The following is a 17,948-nucleotide window of genomic DNA, read 5'->3' on the forward strand; positions in this document are numbered from 1 at the left end:
GCGATGATTCTGCTCGTGACCTCACTGCTGCAGGACGGCGTCGATGCACTGCGCGCACGTCAGGAGCCCCTTGCGCGGCGTGGAGCCGTGACCGCCGCCGCCCTCGCGATGATCATCGTGAGCACGGCCCTTCGCGCCTGGGCGGTCTCGGGCGGCTGGTTCTTCGGCGACGACTTCCTCTTCCTGTCCGACGTCGCCCGTGGGGACGCCGACGTGGCGTGGTTGTTCCACCGTCACAACCTGCACGTCATGCCGCTCAGCTTCGCCCTGGTGCTGCCCGTCGCCCATGCGGGTGCCTTCGCGTGGTGGGCGGCGGCCACCGAGCTGATCGTGTTCCAGGTGGCGTCCGCGCTCGCGTGCTGGTGGATGCTGCGCACGGTGTTCGGCAACCGTCCGCGCATCCTGCTCCCGCTGGCGGTGTACCTGTTCTCCTCGATCACGGTCACCTCGCTGATGTGGTGGGCGGCGGGGCTGAACTCCCTGGCCGTCCAGCCGTTCATGTTCGGCGCGATCGGGTGCCACGTGCTGCTGCTCCGGACGGGCCGGCGCCGGTGGGCCCTCGCGGCTGCAGCGTGTGTCGTGGTGGCCCTCCTTCTGTACGTGAAGGCCGCCCTCATCGTCCCGATGCTGGCGATCATCACCCTCGTCTACGCCGCGCAGGGGCCGCTGCCCCGTCGCGTGTGGTCGACGCTGGTCCGTTACCGCTTCGCGTGGACCGCCTACGCGCTGCCCCTCGTGATCTACCTGGTCGCATACTTCTCGTCCTCCCCGCCCAAGCCCCCCGGCGACAAGCCCGACTACGGCCAGCTGGCCGACCGCTTCGTCCTGTCCAACCTCTCATCGGCAGCGCTCGGCGGCCCCTGGCAGTGGCTCCAGCTGCCCGGCGGTGCCGGCCCGCGGCAGCTCGCCGACCCCCCGCAGGGCGCTGTCGTGATCTCCGCGATGCTGATCGCCGCCGCCGCGGTGCTCCTGGTGCTTCGCTACCGCGGCGCCCTGCTGCCGCTGTGGTTCCTGGTGCCGTACACCCTCGCGACCGTCGGGCTCCTGGCCTACGGTCGCGCGGGCGCCTTCGGCGGGGCGACCACCTACGAAGTCCGCTACTGGGCGGACTTCGTGCCGTACGTGGCCCTGGGGATCGGACTTGCCGTCATGCCGATCGTCGGCCTGCCCCGGGTCCTGGTCCCGAGGAACGGCGCGCTCTTCGACAACCGACGGATGGTGCGGGTCGGCGTCGCGTACGTCGTGGTGTTCGTGATCGGGTCGGTCGCCTCGACGATCGGTTACGTCAAGCCGTGGCACGAGGAGTTCGAGGCGCGACGGTTCATCACGACGGCCGTGAACGAGCTGGAGAGCCAGAAGCAGCCGGTGGCCCTCGCCGACCAGAGCGTCCCCGGTGTGGTCATGCCCGAGCTGTTCTTCCCCACCAACCTGGCGAGCCGGACACTGGCGCCGGTAGGTGACCGCTTCACGACACCCGACATCGCGAACGACATCCAGGTGCTGGACGACAACGGTCTGATCGTCCCCGGCTTCGCGGGCGAGGACTTCGTCGTGGCCGAGGACCGACTCGACACCTGCTTGAGCGGATCGGACCGCAATCCGCAGATCCTGTTCGGCAGCCGGACCTTCGACTTCCCATTCTGGCTGTCGATGTCCTATCGGTCCGACGGCGACGCCGACGTCACGGTGACCGTGGGCGACACGAGCTACGACACGCGCATCCTGGAGGGCGCGCATACCCTGAGCCTGAGGACCGAAGGGGCGAACGACCGCATCCGGTTCACGCTCCCGCCTGGGTCGCGCCTGTGCGTCGACTCCATGAACATCGCAACCCGGATGGTGCCGAGATGACGACTGCCCGACGTGACTTCCCGCAGCTGGACGCCATGCGCGCCGCCGCGTCCATCGCGGTCGTCGTGACCCACGTGGGGTTCTGGTCGGGCTTCTACACGAGCGGATTCCTCGGTGTGCTCGTCCAGCGGCTCGAGGCAGGGGTCGCGGTCTTCTTCGTCCTGTCGGGATTCCTGCTCTGCCGGCCCTACCTCGTGGCGGCCCACGACCGTGCTCCGCACGACCCCGCCCGGGTGTACTTCCAGAAGCGGTTCTTTCGCATCGTCCCGGTGTACGTCGTGACGGTCGTGGCGGCGATGACACTCCTTGCGGAGAACCGGTCGATGGGCGTCTTGCGCTGGGTGCAGAACCTGTTGATGGTCGATCTGTACCGCGAGACGCAGCTGCCACAGGGCCTGACCCAGATGTGGAGCCTGACGATCGAGGTCGCCTTCTACCTCATCCTTCCGCTGCTGGGGGCCGTGCTGGTCAAGGTCGTGTGCCGCGACCGCTGGCGTCCGGTGCGCCTCCTCGTCTTCGTCGCCGGGCTGATCGTCCTCAGCGTGGCGTGGGTCGCCGCGACCCACGTCATGGACGCCTCCTGGGCTCCCTGGGCCGCGAAGTGGCTGCCGTCCTACCTGAGCTGGTTCGCCCTCGGCATCGGCCTGGCGGTCCTCACCGTCGACTCCGGGGCACCGGGTCGGCTGACGTCCTGGCTGTCCACGCTCGGCCAGGACCGGGTCGCGTGCTGGACGTCCGCCGCGGCGATCCTCGTCTTCGTCTCGACACCACTCGGCGGCTCACCGCTGCTCATCGCGCCCACGCCGTCGCAGGCGATCATGCGGCACGTCTGCTACGCGGCGATCGCCCTGCTGCTGATCGCTCCCTGCGTGCTCGGCACGGACGACTCCCCCGTGGCGCGCGCGATGTCGCTGCCCGCCGTCCGCCACCTCGGTCACATCTCGTACGCCCTGTTCTGCTGCCACGTGATCGTGCTGGCCATCGCGGTCCCCCGTCTCGGCTTCACGGTGTTCGACAGCAACCCGGTCGTCCTGTTCGTCGTGATCATGGGGATCAGCCTGGCCGTGTCGGAGCTCCTCTACCGATTCGTGGAGGTGCCCGGCATGGCACTGCGTCCGCGACTCCAGCCGACGCCGGCCGCCACGGCGCCGAGCGAGGCCGCCGCACAGAGCTGAGGCAGCCGCCAGGAGACGACCGGGACGTCCTGGTCGGTCAGCGCCCACCCGACGTAGCAGCCCACGGCCACGAGAAGCAGTCCGCCGATCCAGGCGATCACCGCCATGCGGCGCTCGCTCAGGGCGACCGCGACGGCCCCTCCCACCGCGGCGCACGCCACTCCGGCCGTCCCCGCCACGAGCCCGACCGTCGCCACCATCGCGACGAACGTGATCGGGCCCCACGGGGCGACCGCACCGTCGGCATCCGGCTTCATGCGCCTGCGCGAGCCCCGTCCCGGCACGAGCGTGATGGCCACGAGGGCCAGGACGCCGACTGCACCGGCCACGAGCGCAGAGCGGTAGGGGACGTCGGCCGTGAAGGTCTCCTCGACCGTCGACGAGCCCGTCTCCGGCACGATCCAGCCCCGCTGCCAGCCGTTGACCGTCACGGCCTCGGCGGACTCACCGTCGACCGAGCCCGCCCATCCGGGGTTGGCGTTCTGCGTCGTCGTGACGAGGCGATCGCTGCTCCCGGCGGACCAGGTGCTTCCCGACCGCGTCAGGATGGTCTGACCAGCGCCGTAGAGATCCGATGCGCGCACCGTGACCCGGCTGGTGCCTGCCGGCAGGGTGATGCCCTCGTCGTCGCACAGGCGCGCGGTCGCCGACTTCCCGGCGGCGACCGCTGCAGCCGTGGTCCTCACCGACGTCCGGTGCTCCTCACCGTCCACGACCACCGTGGGACCCGAGCCGCACGGCAGCACCACGGGGTCGGTCGACCGGTCCGGACGGGCGGCCGGACGGTCGTTGAACGTCAGCTCGCTGACCCCGACGGGCAGGCGCCTCGCGAAGCCGTCCGCACCGAAGTCCGTGGCGTCCTTCTCGGAGTCCAGGTGGACGACGAGACGGTCGGTGCGCACCGCCGGGAATCGCCCCCTGCCGTTCTCGAGGGCGACCCGTCGCAGCGTGCCGTCGCCGAGCTCGAGGATCGCACTGCTCACCTTCGAGGCGGGAAGGCCTGAGGCGGTGCGCAGGGTGAGGGAGGACAACCGTCTGGGCGAGTCCCACGTGACCTCGAGCGAGGGATCCGTGTCGCCCGGGTCCGCGATCCACCCGGTGCGGAGGTCGCCGTCGACCGCCCGGGCCACGCTGGCCCGCACGTCGTCCGTGACGGTCGAGGTCGCCTGCACCGTGAACGGGAGGCCTTCCTGGAGCAGCTCGTCGGCGGCCTCGCCCGCAAGCGGACGGGTCTTGATCTTGAGGTCGTAGTCGCCCTTCAGCGACACCGGGATCTCCCGGTCCACGAGCACGGCGTCCTCGCTCTGGCGTCCCTCGCCGGCCCGGCAGCGGTCGAGGCCCTCGACGGTCACGCAGGACGGGCGTGCGCCCGCGTCCACTCCGAGGACGACCTGGTCGGCGGCTCCCCACTCACCCGGGGTCGCGGGCAGCACGAGCGGCCGCGACAGCCGGAGCTCGGGCGACGACACCTCGGCGATGGACAGGTTCCGTCCATCCGCGGTGGCACCCCGGATCTCGAGGTGCCCCACCTCGCCGACGTCGATCAGCACCGGCGTGCGTCCGTCGGCCTCGCGGCGCACCACCCCGTCCTCGGTGTCCACCTCCAGCGAGGTCTTCTCACCCGGCGCCGCGTCCGCGACGATGCGGACCGCGCCGAGGTCGCGCACGCGACGCAGGTCCAGACGCAGCCAGGCCTCCGAGGTGTTCGCGGTCCAGGCGGTGCGCCGGTCGCCGTCGAAGGCCGACCATGGCTGGGCGCCGGGGTCCAGCCCCATCAGGCTGTTGGCCGCCGACCGCGCGCTCGAGGCCGACAGCGCAGCCGCTCCGCGCAGCTCCCGGACACTGGTCCAGCGAGCGTCCCCCTCCTGCACGTAGTCGTGGAGCTTGCGGTCGAGCGAGTACGGCTCGTCCGGGGTCATGGACGCCGACCGCAGCGTGTCCACCCGGCCGAAGGCGGCCTCCTGACGACGCAGGCCGTCCGTCACCACGAGCGGACCGCGAGGTCCGTCCGCGGCCTGGTCCGCCGCCAGGACCGTCGAGCGGCCGGCCGTGACCCCCAGCTCGTCGAGGACGGCAAGGCTGTCCGCGGCGCCGACGACGGTCGGCGTCTCGTCGAGGGACTGAGGGGCCGTCGCAGCGGTCGGATCGACCTTCCAGATGTCGATCGCGGGATGGGCCGACTGCCAGCCTCCCTGGGAGAACGACCGCTGGCTCTCCAGGTCGATGACCGGCTTGCCGCCCAGCCGCGGTCCGAACGTCGCGACCTGCGTGAGACCGGGGGTGTCTCGCAGCGTCGAGTAGACGAGCTCGGTGCGGCCGTCCACGACCTGGTTCTGCAGGTCGTTGCGCACCACGAGGTACTCGACGCCCGCACGGCCGAGGGTCTCCGCGAGCCGGCGGGACCCACGCGCCTGGTCGAGCGCCGAGGTGATCGAGTCCAGGTAGCGGATCGTGCCGGTGGGCGTGAGCGGGATGCTGTTGCGCACCGCCCACGGCGACCGGGCGATCGACTGCATCAGCTCATCGCCCGTGCTCCCCCACAGGTAGTCGCCGAAGCCCGACGAGGGCACCAGCAAGGACGTCCCCGTGGCGTTCTCGTCCAGGAAGTCGGCGGCCTGCTCCCAGTACGTCGGCGTGACCTCGAACGTCCCGCGGTTGGCGAGGTGGCCCGTCCAGGCCGGCGAGGTCGCACCCACCACGGCGGCCGCAACGAGCACGGCGACTCCGACTCGGCGGGCACCGTCCGTGTCGTCCTGACGACGCTCGATCGCGGCGGACACCGCGAACGCCGCGCCGAGGACCAGCGGGATGCGGATGACGACGTCGAACTTGTGGGTGTTCCGCAGCGGGGCGAGGACGCCGTCCAGCACGGTCTGGAAGCCTCCGGACCACCACCCGGACACCGAGCCGGTGTGACCGAGAGTGACCAGGACGAGCCCGCTCAGCACGCCCCAGACCAGGAACCGGCGGTAGCGGACCGGAGCGATCACCAGACCGATCACGCCGAGGATCATGACGACGCCCCCGTTGAGGATCAGCGACGCATTGGTCACCAGCTCCCTGCCGGCCACCGCCGTGGAGGAGATGTAGGGCACCCAGTTCGTCGTGCCGCGCAGGGCGTCCAGGACCGTCGCGGCCGAGGTCGTCACCGAGGAGCTCTCGATGAAGTCGAGGAACGGAGGACTCACCGATCCGAGCAGGAACAACGGCGCGAGCCACCACAACGTGCCCAGGAGGACGAAGGGCGGCCACCACAGCATGAGTGCGCGCCGGCGCGGGCCACGCGGTGAGGTCAGCAGCCAGATCGCGCCCAACGGGATCACCGCGAACGTGGCGACGGCGTTGACGCCACCGACGCACGCCACGGCAAGGGCGCTCAATGCGGCCTGCCGGCGAGGGCTGCCCCGCTTCAGCCCGATCACGAGCGGCACCAGGACCCACGGCGCGATCGCCGACGGCCACACCTCGATCGAGCTGGGCCCGATCACCGAGAGCATGCGCGGCGACAGGGCGAACAGCAGCCCGGCGAAAACCTGCACCCAGAGCGAGCGGATGCCGAGGGCGCGGCAGAGCGCGACCATGCCGAGGAAGGCGACGCACAGCAGCAGCGCCCACCACATGCGCTGGATCGCCCAGGCCGGCAGCTCGATCGCGTGGCCGAGCCAGAAGAACGGTCCCATCGGGAACAGGTAGCCGTAGGCCTGGTTCTGCACCTGACCGAAGAAGCCCTCCGCGTCCCACAGGTTCAACGAGCGAGCGAGGAAGCCTCCGGGGTCGATGATCAGGTCGAGCTTGGTGTCGGCGACCATCCGTCCCGGCTGCTGCACGAAGGCGAGTGCCGTCAGCACGAGGCACACCGCAGCGAGGCGGAACCTCCGCCGGGTGGAAACCTCCGTCACGGCTTGCGCAGCACTATGGCGAGGTTCCACGTCACCACCTCACGCAGTCCGGGCACGCGCAGCACCCACCACGACCAACGCGGCAGGTAGCGAGGGATGACGGCGACGACCTCGGCGCCGGCCTGGTGCCTGGCCCAGTCCAGGCCGGCTGCGGCGGTGACCGCGAACAGCGACGTCCCGAAGACGTTCTTGGGCGGGTGCCCGTGCTTCTTCTCGTAGCGGCGGGCCGCCCGGTGCCCACCGAGGAAGTGCCACGGCGCGGTCTCGTGGCCACCCCACGGCCCGTACCAGAGCGTGTAGGAGATGAACACGAGGCCGCCGGGGCGGGTGACGCGCACCATCTCGTCGGCCATCGTCCAGGGCTCGGGGACGTGCTCGAGCACGTTGGAGGAGTAGGTGACGCCGAAGCTGTCGTCCGCGAACGGCAGCTGCATCCCGCTGCCGAGCACCGTGCCGGGCATGGGCTCGCCCAGCCCCGAGAGCTCGCCGAGATCGGCGTCGAGCGCGGTGTAGTCGGCTCCGGCGGCGCGGAAGGCGTCGGCGAAGTAGCCCGGTCCCCCGCCGACGTCGAGCGTCCACTGGCCGTCCAGGTCGACGTAGGCACTCACCTGGTCGACGGAGTCGCGTGCAAGCGTCCCGTAGAAGTGGTCGGGGTCGGTCTGCTCGACCCGAAAGGCCTGGAACAGCCGCCAGGATCGTCGCAGCGTCGGACGAAAGAGCAGGTCAGGCACCGGATGAGCATACGTGAGACGTGGGCCACGTCCTGATAGGGTGACGGTTGTCGGGTTGAGGGACCTGCACCGTGCGTTGAGGGACGTGCGCGAGGGCGCGCCGGGCAGGCTTCCGGCCATGAGGGAGGCACCGGCTCGCGCCGGGCAACGCATGCACGTACTCTTCTGCAACTGGCGAGACACCCGCAACCCCGAGGGCGGCGGCTCCGAGCGCTATGTCGAGAGCATGGCCCGCGGCCTCGTCGCCGAGGGCCACCGCGTGACGATCGCCTGCGCGGCCCACGGCCACGCTCCCCCCGACGAGGTCGTCGACGGCATCCGGTTCGTCCGCCGTGGCACCAAGCTCGACATCTACCTGCGGACGTTCCTGGCCCTCCTGCTCGGACGCTACGGCAAGGTCGACGTGGTGGTCGACGTGCAGAACGGGCTGCCCTTCTTCACCCGGCTCGCGACCCGCAAGCCGGTCGTCGTGCTCGTTCACCACGTCCACCGCGAGCAGTGGCCAGTGGTCTATCCCGGCCTGATCGGCACGATCGGCTGGTGGATCGAGAGCCGCTTCGCGCCCGTCCTGTATCGGCACTGCCAGTACGTCGCGGTGTCGATCGCGACCAAGCTCGAGCTCATCGAGCTCGGGGTCGACGGCGATCGCATCGCGATCATCCACAACGGCAACGACCCGGCACCCGTCGCCGGAGTGCTCCGCTCACCGACGCCGCGCATCTGCGTGGTCGGTCGACTCGTCCCCCACAAGCAGGTCGAGCACGCGATCGACGCCGTCGCCGCGATGGCGGCCGATCACCCCGATCTGGTGCTGGACGTGATCGGCGCGGGCTGGTGGGACGAGGAGCTGCGCGCGTACGCCGTGGCGCGCGGGGTGTTGGACCGCGTGGTCTTCCACGGGTTCGTCGACGGCACCCGCAAGCACGAGCTGCTGGCCCAGTCGTGGGTCATGGCGCTGCCCTCGCTCAAGGAGGGCTGGGGCATCGTCGTCGGCGAGGCCGGCGGCCACGCGACCCCGACCGTCGCCTACAGCACCGCGGGCGGCACGACCGAGTCGATCGACCACAAGGACACCGGCCTCCTGGTCGACACGCCCGCTCAGCTCACCGCTGCCCTGCGCGACCTGATCGAGGACCGCGAGCTGCGGGAGTTCCTCGGGCGCGGAGCGCTGGCGAAGTCGTTCACGTTCTCGTGGGAGTCCTCGCAGCAGGCCTTCTCCCGCGTCGTCACAGCCGCGGCAGCCGGCCGCAGACCCGCCCGCATCCGGGCATGACGAAGGGCGGTCTCCCGAAGGAGCCCGCCCCATGTCGATCCGGGCGCTGGACGCCCGACGTCAGTTGTTCGAGCCGTAGCTCACGTTCGTCGACTCGACCGGCTTCTCGCCGGCGGACTGCTGTGTCTGGACGACGCCCACGACGGTGGCCGTGGCCAGACCGAGACCTGCGATGAAAGCGACGATGCCGCCTGTGATTGTTCCCACGATGAGTCCCTCCCTCAATCTGTGACCTATGTTACCAGCGAGTCGGGCTCATTGCGCGCGCTTGCGACATGCATTCTGCGCGGACGGACGGAAGACCCCTGCGCGGCTAGTCTGGGCGCACCATGAACACCCCCGCGCGGACCGCGTCCGCTGTCATCAGGACGATGCGGCCCCGGCAGTGGACCAAGAACACCCTCGTCCTCGCGGCCCCTCTCGCCGCAGGACTCACCTGGACCACCGGCATCGTGCTCGACGTCGTCGCGACGTTCGTGGCGTTCACGCTGGCCGCGGCCGGCATCTACCTGCTCAACGACGTCATCGACGCCGAGGACGACCGCCGCCACCCGACCAAGCGGAACCGTCCCGTCGCCTCCGGTGAGCTCTCCTCGACGCTCGCGCTCGCCTGCTCGGGCGTCTGCGCGGCGCTGGGCATCGGCATCGGGTACGCCGTCGCGCCGCAGCTCGCGGCGACGCTCATCCTCTACGCGCTGCTGCAGATCGCCTACGCCGTGGGGCTCAAGCGCCAGCCGGTCATCGACCTGTCGATCGTGGCTGCGGGCTTCCTGCTCCGCGCCATCGCCGGCGGCGTGGCCGTCGACGTGCCCCTGTCGCAGTGGTTCCTGCTCGTGGCCGCATTCGGCTCCCTCTTCATGGTCGCGGGCAAGCGCTACTCCGAGCTGCGGAGCCTGGGCTCTGCGGCCGGCACGCGCAAGACCCTCGAGACGTACTCGGAGTCGTACCTGCGGTTCGTATGGAGCCTGGCTGCAGCGGTGACCATCACGGCCTACAGCCTGTGGGCGTTCGAGATCTCTTCGCATGCCGAGATCAACTGGCAGGCGATCTCGATCGCACCGTTCGTGGTCGGGCTGCTGCGCTACGCGGTCGACGTCGACCGCGGCCTGGCCGGCGAGCCGGAGGAGGCCGTCCTGCGCGATCCGGCCCTGCAGGTCCTCGGAGCCGTCTGGCTCATCATCTTCGCGACCGGGGTGTACGCCTCATGACCCGGACGACGCTCACGGGCTGGGGCGGCACGAGCCCCACGGTCTCGCAGGTGGAGCAGCCCCGGCAGCTGGACGATCTCCGGTCGGCGATCGCGCAGGCCGGCTCGCGGGGAGTGATCACCCGCGGGCTCGGGCGCAGCTACGGAGACCCCGCGCAGAACGCCGGCGGCACTGTCCTGGACCTCACGGGCTGGAACGGCATCCTCGACGTCGACACCCGTGCCCGCTCGGTACGCGTGCAGGCCGGCATCAGCCTGGACCGCCTGCTCCGCGCGATGCTGCCCCTCGGCCTGTGGCTGCCCGTGGTCCCGGGCACCCGCCAGGTCACGGTCGGCGGGGCGATCGCCGCCGACGTCCACGGCAAGAACCACCACGTCGACGGCAGCTTCGGGCATCATCTGCTCTCGATCGAGCTGCTCGTGCCCTCGGGCGACGTCCTGACCCTCTCCCCCTCGGGCGACGACCCCGAGCTGTTCTGGGCCACGGTGGGCGGCATGGGACTGACCGGCATCGTCCTGGAGGCGACGATCCAGCTCAAGCGCGTCCAGACCTCGTACTTCCTCGTCGACACCGAGCGCACACCGGATCTCGGGACGCTGCTCGACCGGCTCGTGACAGGTGACGCGGCCTACGACTACTCGGTCGCCTGGTTCGACACCTCCACGACCGGCTCGTCGCTGGGCCGCTCGGTCATCACCCGCGGCAACTCGGCCCGCCTGGACGACCTCGACCCCGATCTGCGCAGCCGCGCCCTCGAGTTCGCCGCGCCCCAGCGCGGGCGGGTGCCGGTCCGTCCGCCGATCAGCATGGTCAACCGCGTGAGCGCCAAGGCGTTCAACGCCCTCTGGTACGCCAAGGCCCCCCGGCACCGCACCGGCGAGGTGCAGGACATCACGCAGTTCTTCCACCCGCTCGACGTGGTAGGCGACTGGAACCGGCTGTACGGTCCACGCGGCTTCTGCCAGTACCAGTTCGTGGTGCCCGACGCCGAGGTCGCGGCGTTCACCGAGGCGGTCGAGCGGATCGCCGCGTCCGGGCACGTCTCGTCGCTCAACGTGCTGAAGAGGTTCGGCGAGGCCAGTCCGGCGCCGCTGTCGTTCCCGGTCCCGGGGTGGACGCTGGCCGTCGACCTGCCGGTCCGGCCGGGCCTCGGCGCGCTGCTGGACCATCTCGACGCGCTGGTCGTCGAGGCCGGCGGCCGGGTCTACCTCGCCAAGGACTCCCGGACGACGCCGACCACCCTCCGCCAGATGTATCCCCGGCTCGACGAGTTCCTCGCGGTGCGCCACCGCGTCGATCCGCACGGCGTCCTGCGCTCCGACCTGTCCCGACGACTCGACCTGTGAGGTCTGCATGATCAACGCCCTCGGCAACCCCCAGCACGTGCTCCTGCTCGGCGGCACGTCCGACATCGCCCTGGCGATCGCCCGACGGTACGCGGGGCTCGCCCCGGGTCTGCGCGTCACCCTCGCCGCGCGACCGGGCGAGCGCCGCGACGCCGCTGTCACCGAGCTGACCGCGGCCGGCTGCGTCGTGGAGGCGGTCGACTTCGACGCGGTGGACACTGCCGCGCACCGCGCCATCGTCGAGAGCATCGAGGACGACATCGACATCGCGGTGGTCGCCTTCGGCCTGCTGGGCGACCCCGAGCAGGCGTGGACCGACGTGGACGCGGCACGCGAGCTCGCGGAGGTCAACTACGTGGGTGCGGTCACGGCGGGCGTCGCGCTGGGTGCGCGCATCCGGACGCAGGGTCACGGTGTCATCGTCGCCCTGTCCAGCGTCGCCGGCGAGCGACCGCGCCGCTCCAACTTCGTCTACGGCTCCACCAAAGCCGGCATGGACGCGTTCTACACCGGTCTCGGCGAGGCCCTGCGCGAGCTGGGCGGGCACGTGCTCGTCGTCCGTCCGGGCTTCGTGCACTCCAAGATGACCACAGGGCTCGAGGCGGCCCCGCTCGCCACGACGCCCGAGGGCGTGGCCGAGGCCGTCGTCGAGGCCGTGCGCGACGGCAAGGAGCAGATCTGGGTCCCCGGCACGATGCGCGTCGTCATGTCAGGGCTGCGTCACCTGCCGCGGACGGTGTTCCGCCGGCTTCCGATCTAGACGGCCCGCCAGCGAGCGCAGCAGGCCGATCAGCGCGAGCAGGATCGTCAGGCCCGCGAGCGACCAGGTCACGGTCATGATCGTGCGGTCCCGCGGGTCGATCGTCGCGGGTCGGGCACCGTCGAGGGCCACGACCCGCAGGCCCGTCCCGCCGACGGGGATCGTGCGCGAGTCGGCGAACGGCTTCGCGGCCGCCTCTGCACCCGGCACGTCGGTCTCGATCACGACGATGCCGATCCCCGCACGGGCGAGGCGGCGCGGGACGTCGTGGCCATCCGCCAGGATCCGGCCGATGCGACGAGCACGGGGGTCCTCCCCCGCGATCAGCCGTCCGGAGACGTCGAGCTCGTCGTTGGTCACGGTCGTACGTCCGAAGAAGCGCCCCGCCGGGTCGAGCACCGGCGTCCGGTCGTTCCACGCCGGGGCACGATAGGCGGTGAACGGCAGCACCATCACGTCCCCCGACGTCGAGGTCTTGTCGATCACGCGCCGGGCGTCGCTCCATGCGGCCGGGTACGTCGTGGGCTCGAGCCTCCCGCCCACGCCCCACGCGATGTCGGGCAGGGCCGCGAGGGGCACCAGCAGGGCCAGCACGATCGTCGGGACCTCCCAGGACGTGTGCCGGGCCCGGCCGAGCGCGGTGTGGGCTCCCACGCCGAGCGCCACGGCCTCGAGCGGCACCAGCAGGGCCAGCCACCGCGTCCCGTCGCGCACGATCCCCCCACCGGGGACGTCGCCCACGATCCGGGCCACGGTGCCGGGGGCCAGCCAGCCCGACAACGCCACGACGATGCCGATCGCACCCGCGGCGGCGAGCCCGCCGAGCAGGGCCCGGTCGTCGCGCCACATCGTGACCAGGCCGACCACCATCACCGCGGCCAGCACGAGGCCGATCAGCACCGCGAGCAGCAGCGTCCGTGACGTCGGGACCACCTCGGTGTTCCAGATGCCGCCGAGCGTGAGGGCCGACCCCAGCCGGCCGAACGATCCCTCCCCCTGGACGTCGAAGAGGCGTACGGCCGCGGGGTCCGTCCGTGCGATCGAGGCGTGGAGCAGGCCCGAGACGATCCACGGAGCGTTCACGAGTGCGGCCAGCCCCACGATGCGGACGACACCGTTGCGTCGGCCGACCGCGAGGGCCAGGACCAGGCCCATCACGCCGGTGACCGGAGAGAGCGCGGCCGCTGCGAGGGCGATCGTGACCACGGACCACCGCGGCCCGTCCCTGGAGACCAGGGTGCCGATGAGCCACGGGAACGCCGCGAGCGCGACGATGACCGGCCACTGCCCGAGCACGAGCCGCTCGGCCACGTACGGATTCCACACCGCGAAGGTCGCCGCGGCGAGCTGCCCCACCAGGTGCCGATGACGTAGGAGGCGCGCCATGCCGAGCGCCAGCAGGAACAACGACCCCATGAGGAACAGCCGCTGGACCAGCGCTGCGGGGAGCACGGCGCCGAGGAGTGCTGCGACCGCGTCGGACGGGACCGCCCGCGGGAGGCCGGATCCGAGCCCCCACACCTCGGGACGGTCCAGGTCCAGCTCCGGCACCCACACCATGTCGTACGAGAGGATGTGCCCCGCACGCAGCCAGGGCGCCGCGATCGCGAGGGTCAGCAGCGCGCACCACGCAGGCACGACCGCAGCACGCAGGTCGACGCCTCGCCACCACCGCATGTTCGCCCCTGCTCCTGGTCGGACCGTCCCCCGGCTATTGTGCCGTGGTGAGGTCCGCGCGTACGACGATGACCGGCGGAACCCTCGTGGCCGCCGGGATGATGGGCATGAACATCGCCGTCTACGGGTTCAACGTCGTCTCGGCCCGCTTGCTGGTGCCCAAGGAGTTCGGCGCCCTCACGGCCCTGTTCGGCATCATCCTGGTCGGCACCGTGAGCGCGCTCGGCCTCCAGGCGGTCACCGCGCGACGGATCGCGGTCGATCCCGACCACGCCGACGAGATCATCAGCGCGACGCTGCGGGTGACGCTCATGGTCGCGGGGATGGTCGGCCTGGTCGTCGCGGTCGCGACCCTGGGTCTGACGCCCGCCCTCAAGCTGGGCTCCTACTGGCCCGTCGTGCTGTGCGGAGCCGCCCTCGTCCCCCTGACGATCATGGGCGCGCAGTGCGGGATCGCGCAGGGACTGGAGCGGTGGGGCGCACTGACGGCGATCTATCTCGGCAACGGCATCGGTCGGCTCGTCGGTGGAACGATCGGTCTCGCCGTCTCGGCCACGCCGACCGGCGCGATGGTGGGCCTGGCCGTCGGCTCCTGGCTCCCGGTGCTGGCAGGTGCCCGGCTGATGATGGGCCGCAGCCCCGGGACAGCCGTGATCAGCAGGCGCCCGTTGCTGCGCGAGGCGCTCCTGTCGACCCACGCCCTGCTCGCGTACTTCGTGCTGAGCAACATGGACTCCCTCATCGCCCGCAACCGCTTCGACGAGCACGACAGCGGCCTGTACGCCTCGGGGCTGATCCTCGCGAAGGCCGCGCTGTTCTTCCCGCAGTTCGTCAGCGTCGTGCTGTTCCCCAACCTGGCCCGCGCCACGACGCACCACGCCCGGCTGCGTGCGGTGTCCCTGGTCGTGGCGTTCGGCTCCGTCGCGGTCGCCGCCACGGCCGTCCTGCCCAAGGTCGCGCTGATCCTCGTCGGCGGCGACCAGTACGCCGAGATCACCGACCGCCTCTGGCTGTTCGCGGTGGCCGGCTCCTCGCTCGCGGTCGTGCACCTGCTGGTCTTCGACGCGCTCGCACGGCACGCGCACGGCATCGTGGTGATGATCTGGGCCGCGGTCGCCGCGGTGCTCGCCTCGGCGTACGGCCTGGGCGTGGGCATCACAGGCCTCGTGATCACGATGGCGACGGTCTCCGCGGTCCTCGCCCTCGTGGTCTACCTCGCGCCGCTGCCGTCCCGCGAGCCCCCGCAGCACTGACCCCCACCCAGCCCAGATTTGCGGACTTCTGCACGGAATCCGCTCCGCGGAAGGTGCAGGAGTACGCAAATCTGGGCCGGGTGGGTCAGTGGCCGGCCTCGTGCCAGGTGCGGCCGATGCCGACCGAGACGTCCAGCGGGACCGAGAGGGATGCGGCGGAGGCCATCTGCTCGCGGACCAGCTGCTCGACCTGGGCCTGCTCCCCCGGCGCCACCTCCAGCACGAGCTCGTCGTGCACCTGCAGCAGCATCCGCGACGTCAGCCCGGCCGCGTCGAGAGCGCGCTCGACCCCGAGCATCGCGACCTTGATGATGTCGGCCGCCGATCCCTGGATCGGGGCGTTGAGCGCCATGCGCTCGGCCATCTCGCGACGCTGGCGGTTGTCGCTCTGCAGATCCGGCAGATAGCGGCGCCGGCCCATGATCGTCTCGGTGTAGCCGGTGCGACGCGCCTCGTCGACGAGCCCGCGCAGGTAGTCGCGCACCCCACCGAACCGCTGGAAGTAGTCGTCCATCAGGCCCTGCGCCTCGCCGGTCGAGATGCTGAGCTGCTGGCTGAGCCCGTACGACGACAGGCCGTAGGCCAGGCCGTAGTTCATCGCCTTGATCTTGGCGCGCAGCTCGGTGTCGATGTCGGCCGGATCCTTGGCGAACACCTTGGCCGCCATGATCGTGTGGAAGTCCTCGCCGGAGTTGAACGCCGCGATGAGATCGGCGTCCTCGGACAGGTGCGCCATGATGCGCATCTCGATCTGGCTGTAGTCGGCGGTCAGCAGCGTCTCGAAGCCGTCCCCGACGCAGAACGCCTCGCGGATGCGACGTCCCGACGCGGTGCGGATCGGGATGTTCTGCAGATTGGGGTCGTTGGAGCTCAGCCGGCCCGTCGCCGCGATGGTCTGGGCGTATGTCGTGTGGATGCGTCCGTCGTCCGAGATCGACTTGCGCAGCCCCTCGACCGTCTGCCGCAGCCGGGTCACGTCGCGGTGGTCGAGCAGGTGCTGCAGGAACGGGTGCCCGGTCTTGGCGTAGAGCTGCTGGAGCGAGTCCGCGTCGGTCGTGTAGCCGGTCTTGGTCTTCTTGGTCTTGGGCATGCCGAGCTCGTCGAAGAGCACGACCTGCAGCTGCTTGGGCGAGCCCAGGTTGATCTCCTTGCCGCCGATCGCGGCGAAGGCCTCGGCTGCCGCGTTCTGCGCGCGCGCCGCGAACTCGGACTCGAGCCCCACCAGGTGGTCGTCGTCGACCGCGATGCCGGTGCGCTCCATGCGCGCCAGCGTCGCGACCAGCGGCAGCTCGACGTCGGTGATCAGTGCAGTGCCTCCGTGCTGCTCGACCTCCTCGTCCAGCACCCTGGCCAGGTCGAGGGTGGCCCGGGCGCGCAGCATGCCGGCCTCGCCGCCGAGGGTGTCGGTGTCGAGCGTCAGCTGGCCGGCGTCGTCGGAGTCGTCGCGGAGCTCGCGCTTCAGGTAGCGCACCGACAGATCGCCCAGGTCGTAGGAACGCTGATCGGGCCGCACGACGTACGCGGACAGTGCGGTGTCGGCGACGAGGCCGGCCACCGTCCAGCCCCGTGCGGCGAGAGCCAGCAGCGGCCCCTTGGCGTCGTGCAGCACCTTGGGACGCTCGGGATCGGCCAGCCACGCGGCGATCGCGGCGTCGTCCTCGGGGGTGATGTCGTCGGTGTTGATCCAGACCGCGGACTCGTCCGAGGCGATCGCAAGGGCCACCACGTCGCCCGTGCCGCGGCCCCACGACCCCTGCACGTGCAGGCCGAGCCGCCCACCGGGCTCCTGCGCGTCGAGCCACGCGGCCACCGCGCCGGGCTCGAGCGTCCTGCCGTCGAGGTCGAAGCCGTCCTCGGCCTGCGGCGGGGTCTCGCCGAACGCCTCGAACAGCCGCACCCGCAGCGCGTTGAACTCCAGCGCGTCGAACACGGTGTGGATCGCCTCGCGGTCCCACACCGTGTCGAACGCCAGGTCGGCCGGCCCCGCGGGGAGGTCGAGGTCGCGGATCAGCGCGTTGATGCTGCGGTTGCGGATGACGTCGTCGAGGTGCTCACGCAGCGAGGCGCCGGCCTTGCCGGGGATCTGGTCGGCCTTCGCGATGATCTCGTCGAGGGAGCCGAACTGCGCGAGCCACTTGGCCGCCGTCTTGGGGCCGACGCCGGGGACGCCGGGCAGGTTGTCGCTCGTCTCGCCCACCATCGCGGCGATGTCGGGATAGTTGACCGGCGCGACGCCGTACTTCTCCTGCACCGCCTCGGGGGTCATCCGCGCGAGGTCGGAGACGCCCTTGCGGGGATAGAGCACGGTGGTCGTGTCGGTCACCAGCTGCAGGGCGTCGCGGTCACCCGTGCAGATCAGCACCTCCATGCCCGCGGACTCGGCCCGGGTCGCGAGGGTGCCGATGATGTCGTCGGCCTCGAAGCCGTCCTTCTCGAACGTCGTGATGTGCAGCGCGTCGAGCACCTGCTTGATCAGTGGGATCTGGCCGGTGAACTCCTGCGGCGACTTGGACCGGTTGCCCTTGTAGTCGGGGTACTGCTCGAGCCGGAACGTCTTGCGGGAGACGTCGAAGGCCACCGCGACGTGTGTCGGCGCCTCGTCGCGCAGCACGTTGATGAGCATCGACGTGAAGCCGAAGACGGCATTGGTGTGTTGGCCCGTGGTCGTCGAGAAGTTGTCGACGGGGAGGGCGAAGAAGGCACGGTAGGCGACGGAATGGCCGTCGATCAGCAGGAGGCGGTCCACCGCACCGACTCTAGTCGGAGGCGGTGACG

At 71.0% G+C, this 17,948-nt stretch carries 12 protein-coding genes; 7 read left to right on the forward strand and 5 right to left on the reverse strand.

Going from position 1 to position 17,948, the window contains the following annotated elements; translation table 11 throughout:
• Nucleotides 1-15 precede the first annotated feature (15 nt).
• Nucleotides 16-1,851, forward strand: a complete 1,836-nt coding sequence (locus tag GEV27_RS11250) for a hypothetical protein (protein WP_153911441.1) — start codon at nucleotides 16-18, stop codon at nucleotides 1,849-1,851.
• Nucleotides 1,848-3,026: an acyltransferase gene (locus GEV27_RS11255; protein WP_153934332.1), complete on the forward strand. Its 1,179-nt coding sequence runs from the start codon at nucleotides 1,848-1,850 to the stop codon at nucleotides 3,024-3,026. The genes GEV27_RS11250 and GEV27_RS11255 overlap by 4 nt, the downstream gene beginning before the upstream one ends.
• On the opposite strand, the gene GEV27_RS11260 is transcribed toward GEV27_RS11255, so the two are convergent.
• The gene (locus tag GEV27_RS11260; RefSeq protein WP_153934334.1) at nucleotides 2,930-6,925 is read right to left on the reverse strand and encodes a DUF3367 domain-containing protein; all 3,996 of its coding nucleotides are present in this window, start codon (nucleotides 6,923-6,925) and stop codon (nucleotides 2,930-2,932) included. The two genes, GEV27_RS11255 and GEV27_RS11260, sit on opposite strands and share 97 nt — an antisense overlap.
• Nucleotides 6,922-7,656 (reverse strand): class I SAM-dependent methyltransferase, encoded by a 735-nt coding sequence (locus GEV27_RS11265; protein WP_309222195.1) that lies wholly within the window; start codon nucleotides 7,654-7,656, stop codon nucleotides 6,922-6,924. The genes GEV27_RS11260 and GEV27_RS11265 overlap by 4 nt, the downstream gene beginning before the upstream one ends.
• Nucleotides 7,657-7,774: 118 nt before the next feature.
• On the opposite strand from GEV27_RS11265, the gene GEV27_RS11270 reads away from it, so the two are divergent.
• On the forward strand, nucleotides 7,775-8,929 hold the full coding sequence (locus tag GEV27_RS11270) for a glycosyltransferase family 4 protein (protein ID WP_228765153.1): 1,155 nt from the start codon (nucleotides 7,775-7,777) through the stop codon (nucleotides 8,927-8,929).
• A 60-nt stretch (nucleotides 8,930-8,989) separates the two neighbouring features.
• Here GEV27_RS11270 and GEV27_RS11275 read toward each other — a convergent pair whose 3' ends face one another.
• Nucleotides 8,990-9,136, reverse strand: coding sequence for a hypothetical protein (locus GEV27_RS11275; protein ID WP_153652437.1), 147 nt, complete (start codon nucleotides 9,134-9,136; stop codon nucleotides 8,990-8,992).
• A 122-nt stretch (nucleotides 9,137-9,258) separates the two neighbouring features.
• Between GEV27_RS11275 and GEV27_RS11280 the strand changes: the two genes are divergently transcribed.
• The 3 genes from GEV27_RS11280 to GEV27_RS11290 are packed head-to-tail and all read left to right on the forward strand — an operon-like array spanning nucleotide 9,259 to nucleotide 12,243.
• Nucleotides 9,259-10,137, forward strand: coding sequence for a decaprenyl-phosphate phosphoribosyltransferase (locus tag GEV27_RS11280; RefSeq protein WP_153934338.1), 879 nt, complete (start codon nucleotides 9,259-9,261; stop codon nucleotides 10,135-10,137).
• Nucleotides 10,134-11,483, forward strand: a complete 1,350-nt coding sequence (locus GEV27_RS11285) for an FAD-binding protein (protein WP_153934340.1) — start codon at nucleotides 10,134-10,136, stop codon at nucleotides 11,481-11,483. The genes GEV27_RS11280 and GEV27_RS11285 overlap by 4 nt, the downstream gene beginning before the upstream one ends.
• Before the next feature lie 7 nt (nucleotides 11,484-11,490).
• Entirely contained in the window at nucleotides 11,491-12,243 is a 753-nt protein-coding gene (locus GEV27_RS11290; protein ID WP_153652434.1) for a decaprenylphospho-beta-D-erythro-pentofuranosid-2-ulose 2-reductase, read from the forward strand.
• Here GEV27_RS11290 and GEV27_RS11295 read toward each other — a convergent pair.
• Nucleotides 12,193-13,920: a hypothetical protein gene (locus GEV27_RS11295; protein ID WP_153652433.1), complete on the reverse strand. Its 1,728-nt coding sequence runs from the start codon at nucleotides 13,918-13,920 to the stop codon at nucleotides 12,193-12,195. The two genes, GEV27_RS11290 and GEV27_RS11295, sit on opposite strands and share 51 nt — an antisense overlap.
• 47 nt (nucleotides 13,921-13,967) lie before the next feature.
• On the opposite strand from GEV27_RS11295, the gene GEV27_RS11300 reads away from it, so the two are divergent.
• Nucleotides 13,968-15,173, forward strand: a complete 1,206-nt coding sequence (locus GEV27_RS11300) for a polysaccharide biosynthesis protein (RefSeq protein WP_153934342.1) — start codon at nucleotides 13,968-13,970, stop codon at nucleotides 15,171-15,173.
• Nucleotides 15,174-15,258: 85 nt separating this feature from the next.
• On the opposite strand, the gene polA is transcribed toward GEV27_RS11300, so the two are convergent.
• Nucleotides 15,259-17,919 carry a DNA polymerase I gene (gene polA / locus GEV27_RS11305; protein ID WP_309222196.1) on the reverse strand — a complete coding sequence of 887 codons (2,661 nt, stop codon included), beginning with the start codon at nucleotides 17,917-17,919 and terminating at the stop codon, nucleotides 15,259-15,261.
• Nucleotides 17,920-17,948: the final 29 nt, after the last annotated feature.

The organism is Aeromicrobium sp. S22 (assembly GCF_009661045.1).
GTDB classification, from domain to species: domain Bacteria; phylum Actinomycetota; class Actinomycetes; order Propionibacteriales; family Nocardioidaceae; genus Aeromicrobium; species Aeromicrobium yanjiei.

Coding starts and splice junctions, on each gene's coding strand:
- GEV27_RS11255 (WP_153934332.1), top strand. CDS start 1,848: ATGACGACTGCCCGACGTGACTTCCCGCAGCTGGACGCCATGCGCGCC.
- GEV27_RS11270 (WP_228765153.1), top strand. CDS start 7,775: ATGAGGGAGGCACCGGCTCGCGCCGGGCAACGCATGCACGTACTCTTC.
- GEV27_RS11280 (WP_153934338.1), top strand. CDS start 9,259: ATGAACACCCCCGCGCGGACCGCGTCCGCTGTCATCAGGACGATGCGG.
- GEV27_RS11285 (WP_153934340.1), top strand. CDS start 10,134: ATGACCCGGACGACGCTCACGGGCTGGGGCGGCACGAGCCCCACGGTC.
- GEV27_RS11290 (WP_153652434.1), top strand. CDS start 11,491: ATGATCAACGCCCTCGGCAACCCCCAGCACGTGCTCCTGCTCGGCGGC.
- GEV27_RS11295 (WP_153652433.1), bottom strand. CDS start 13,920: ATGCGGTGGTGGCGAGGCGTCGACCTGCGTGCTGCGGTCGTGCCTGCG.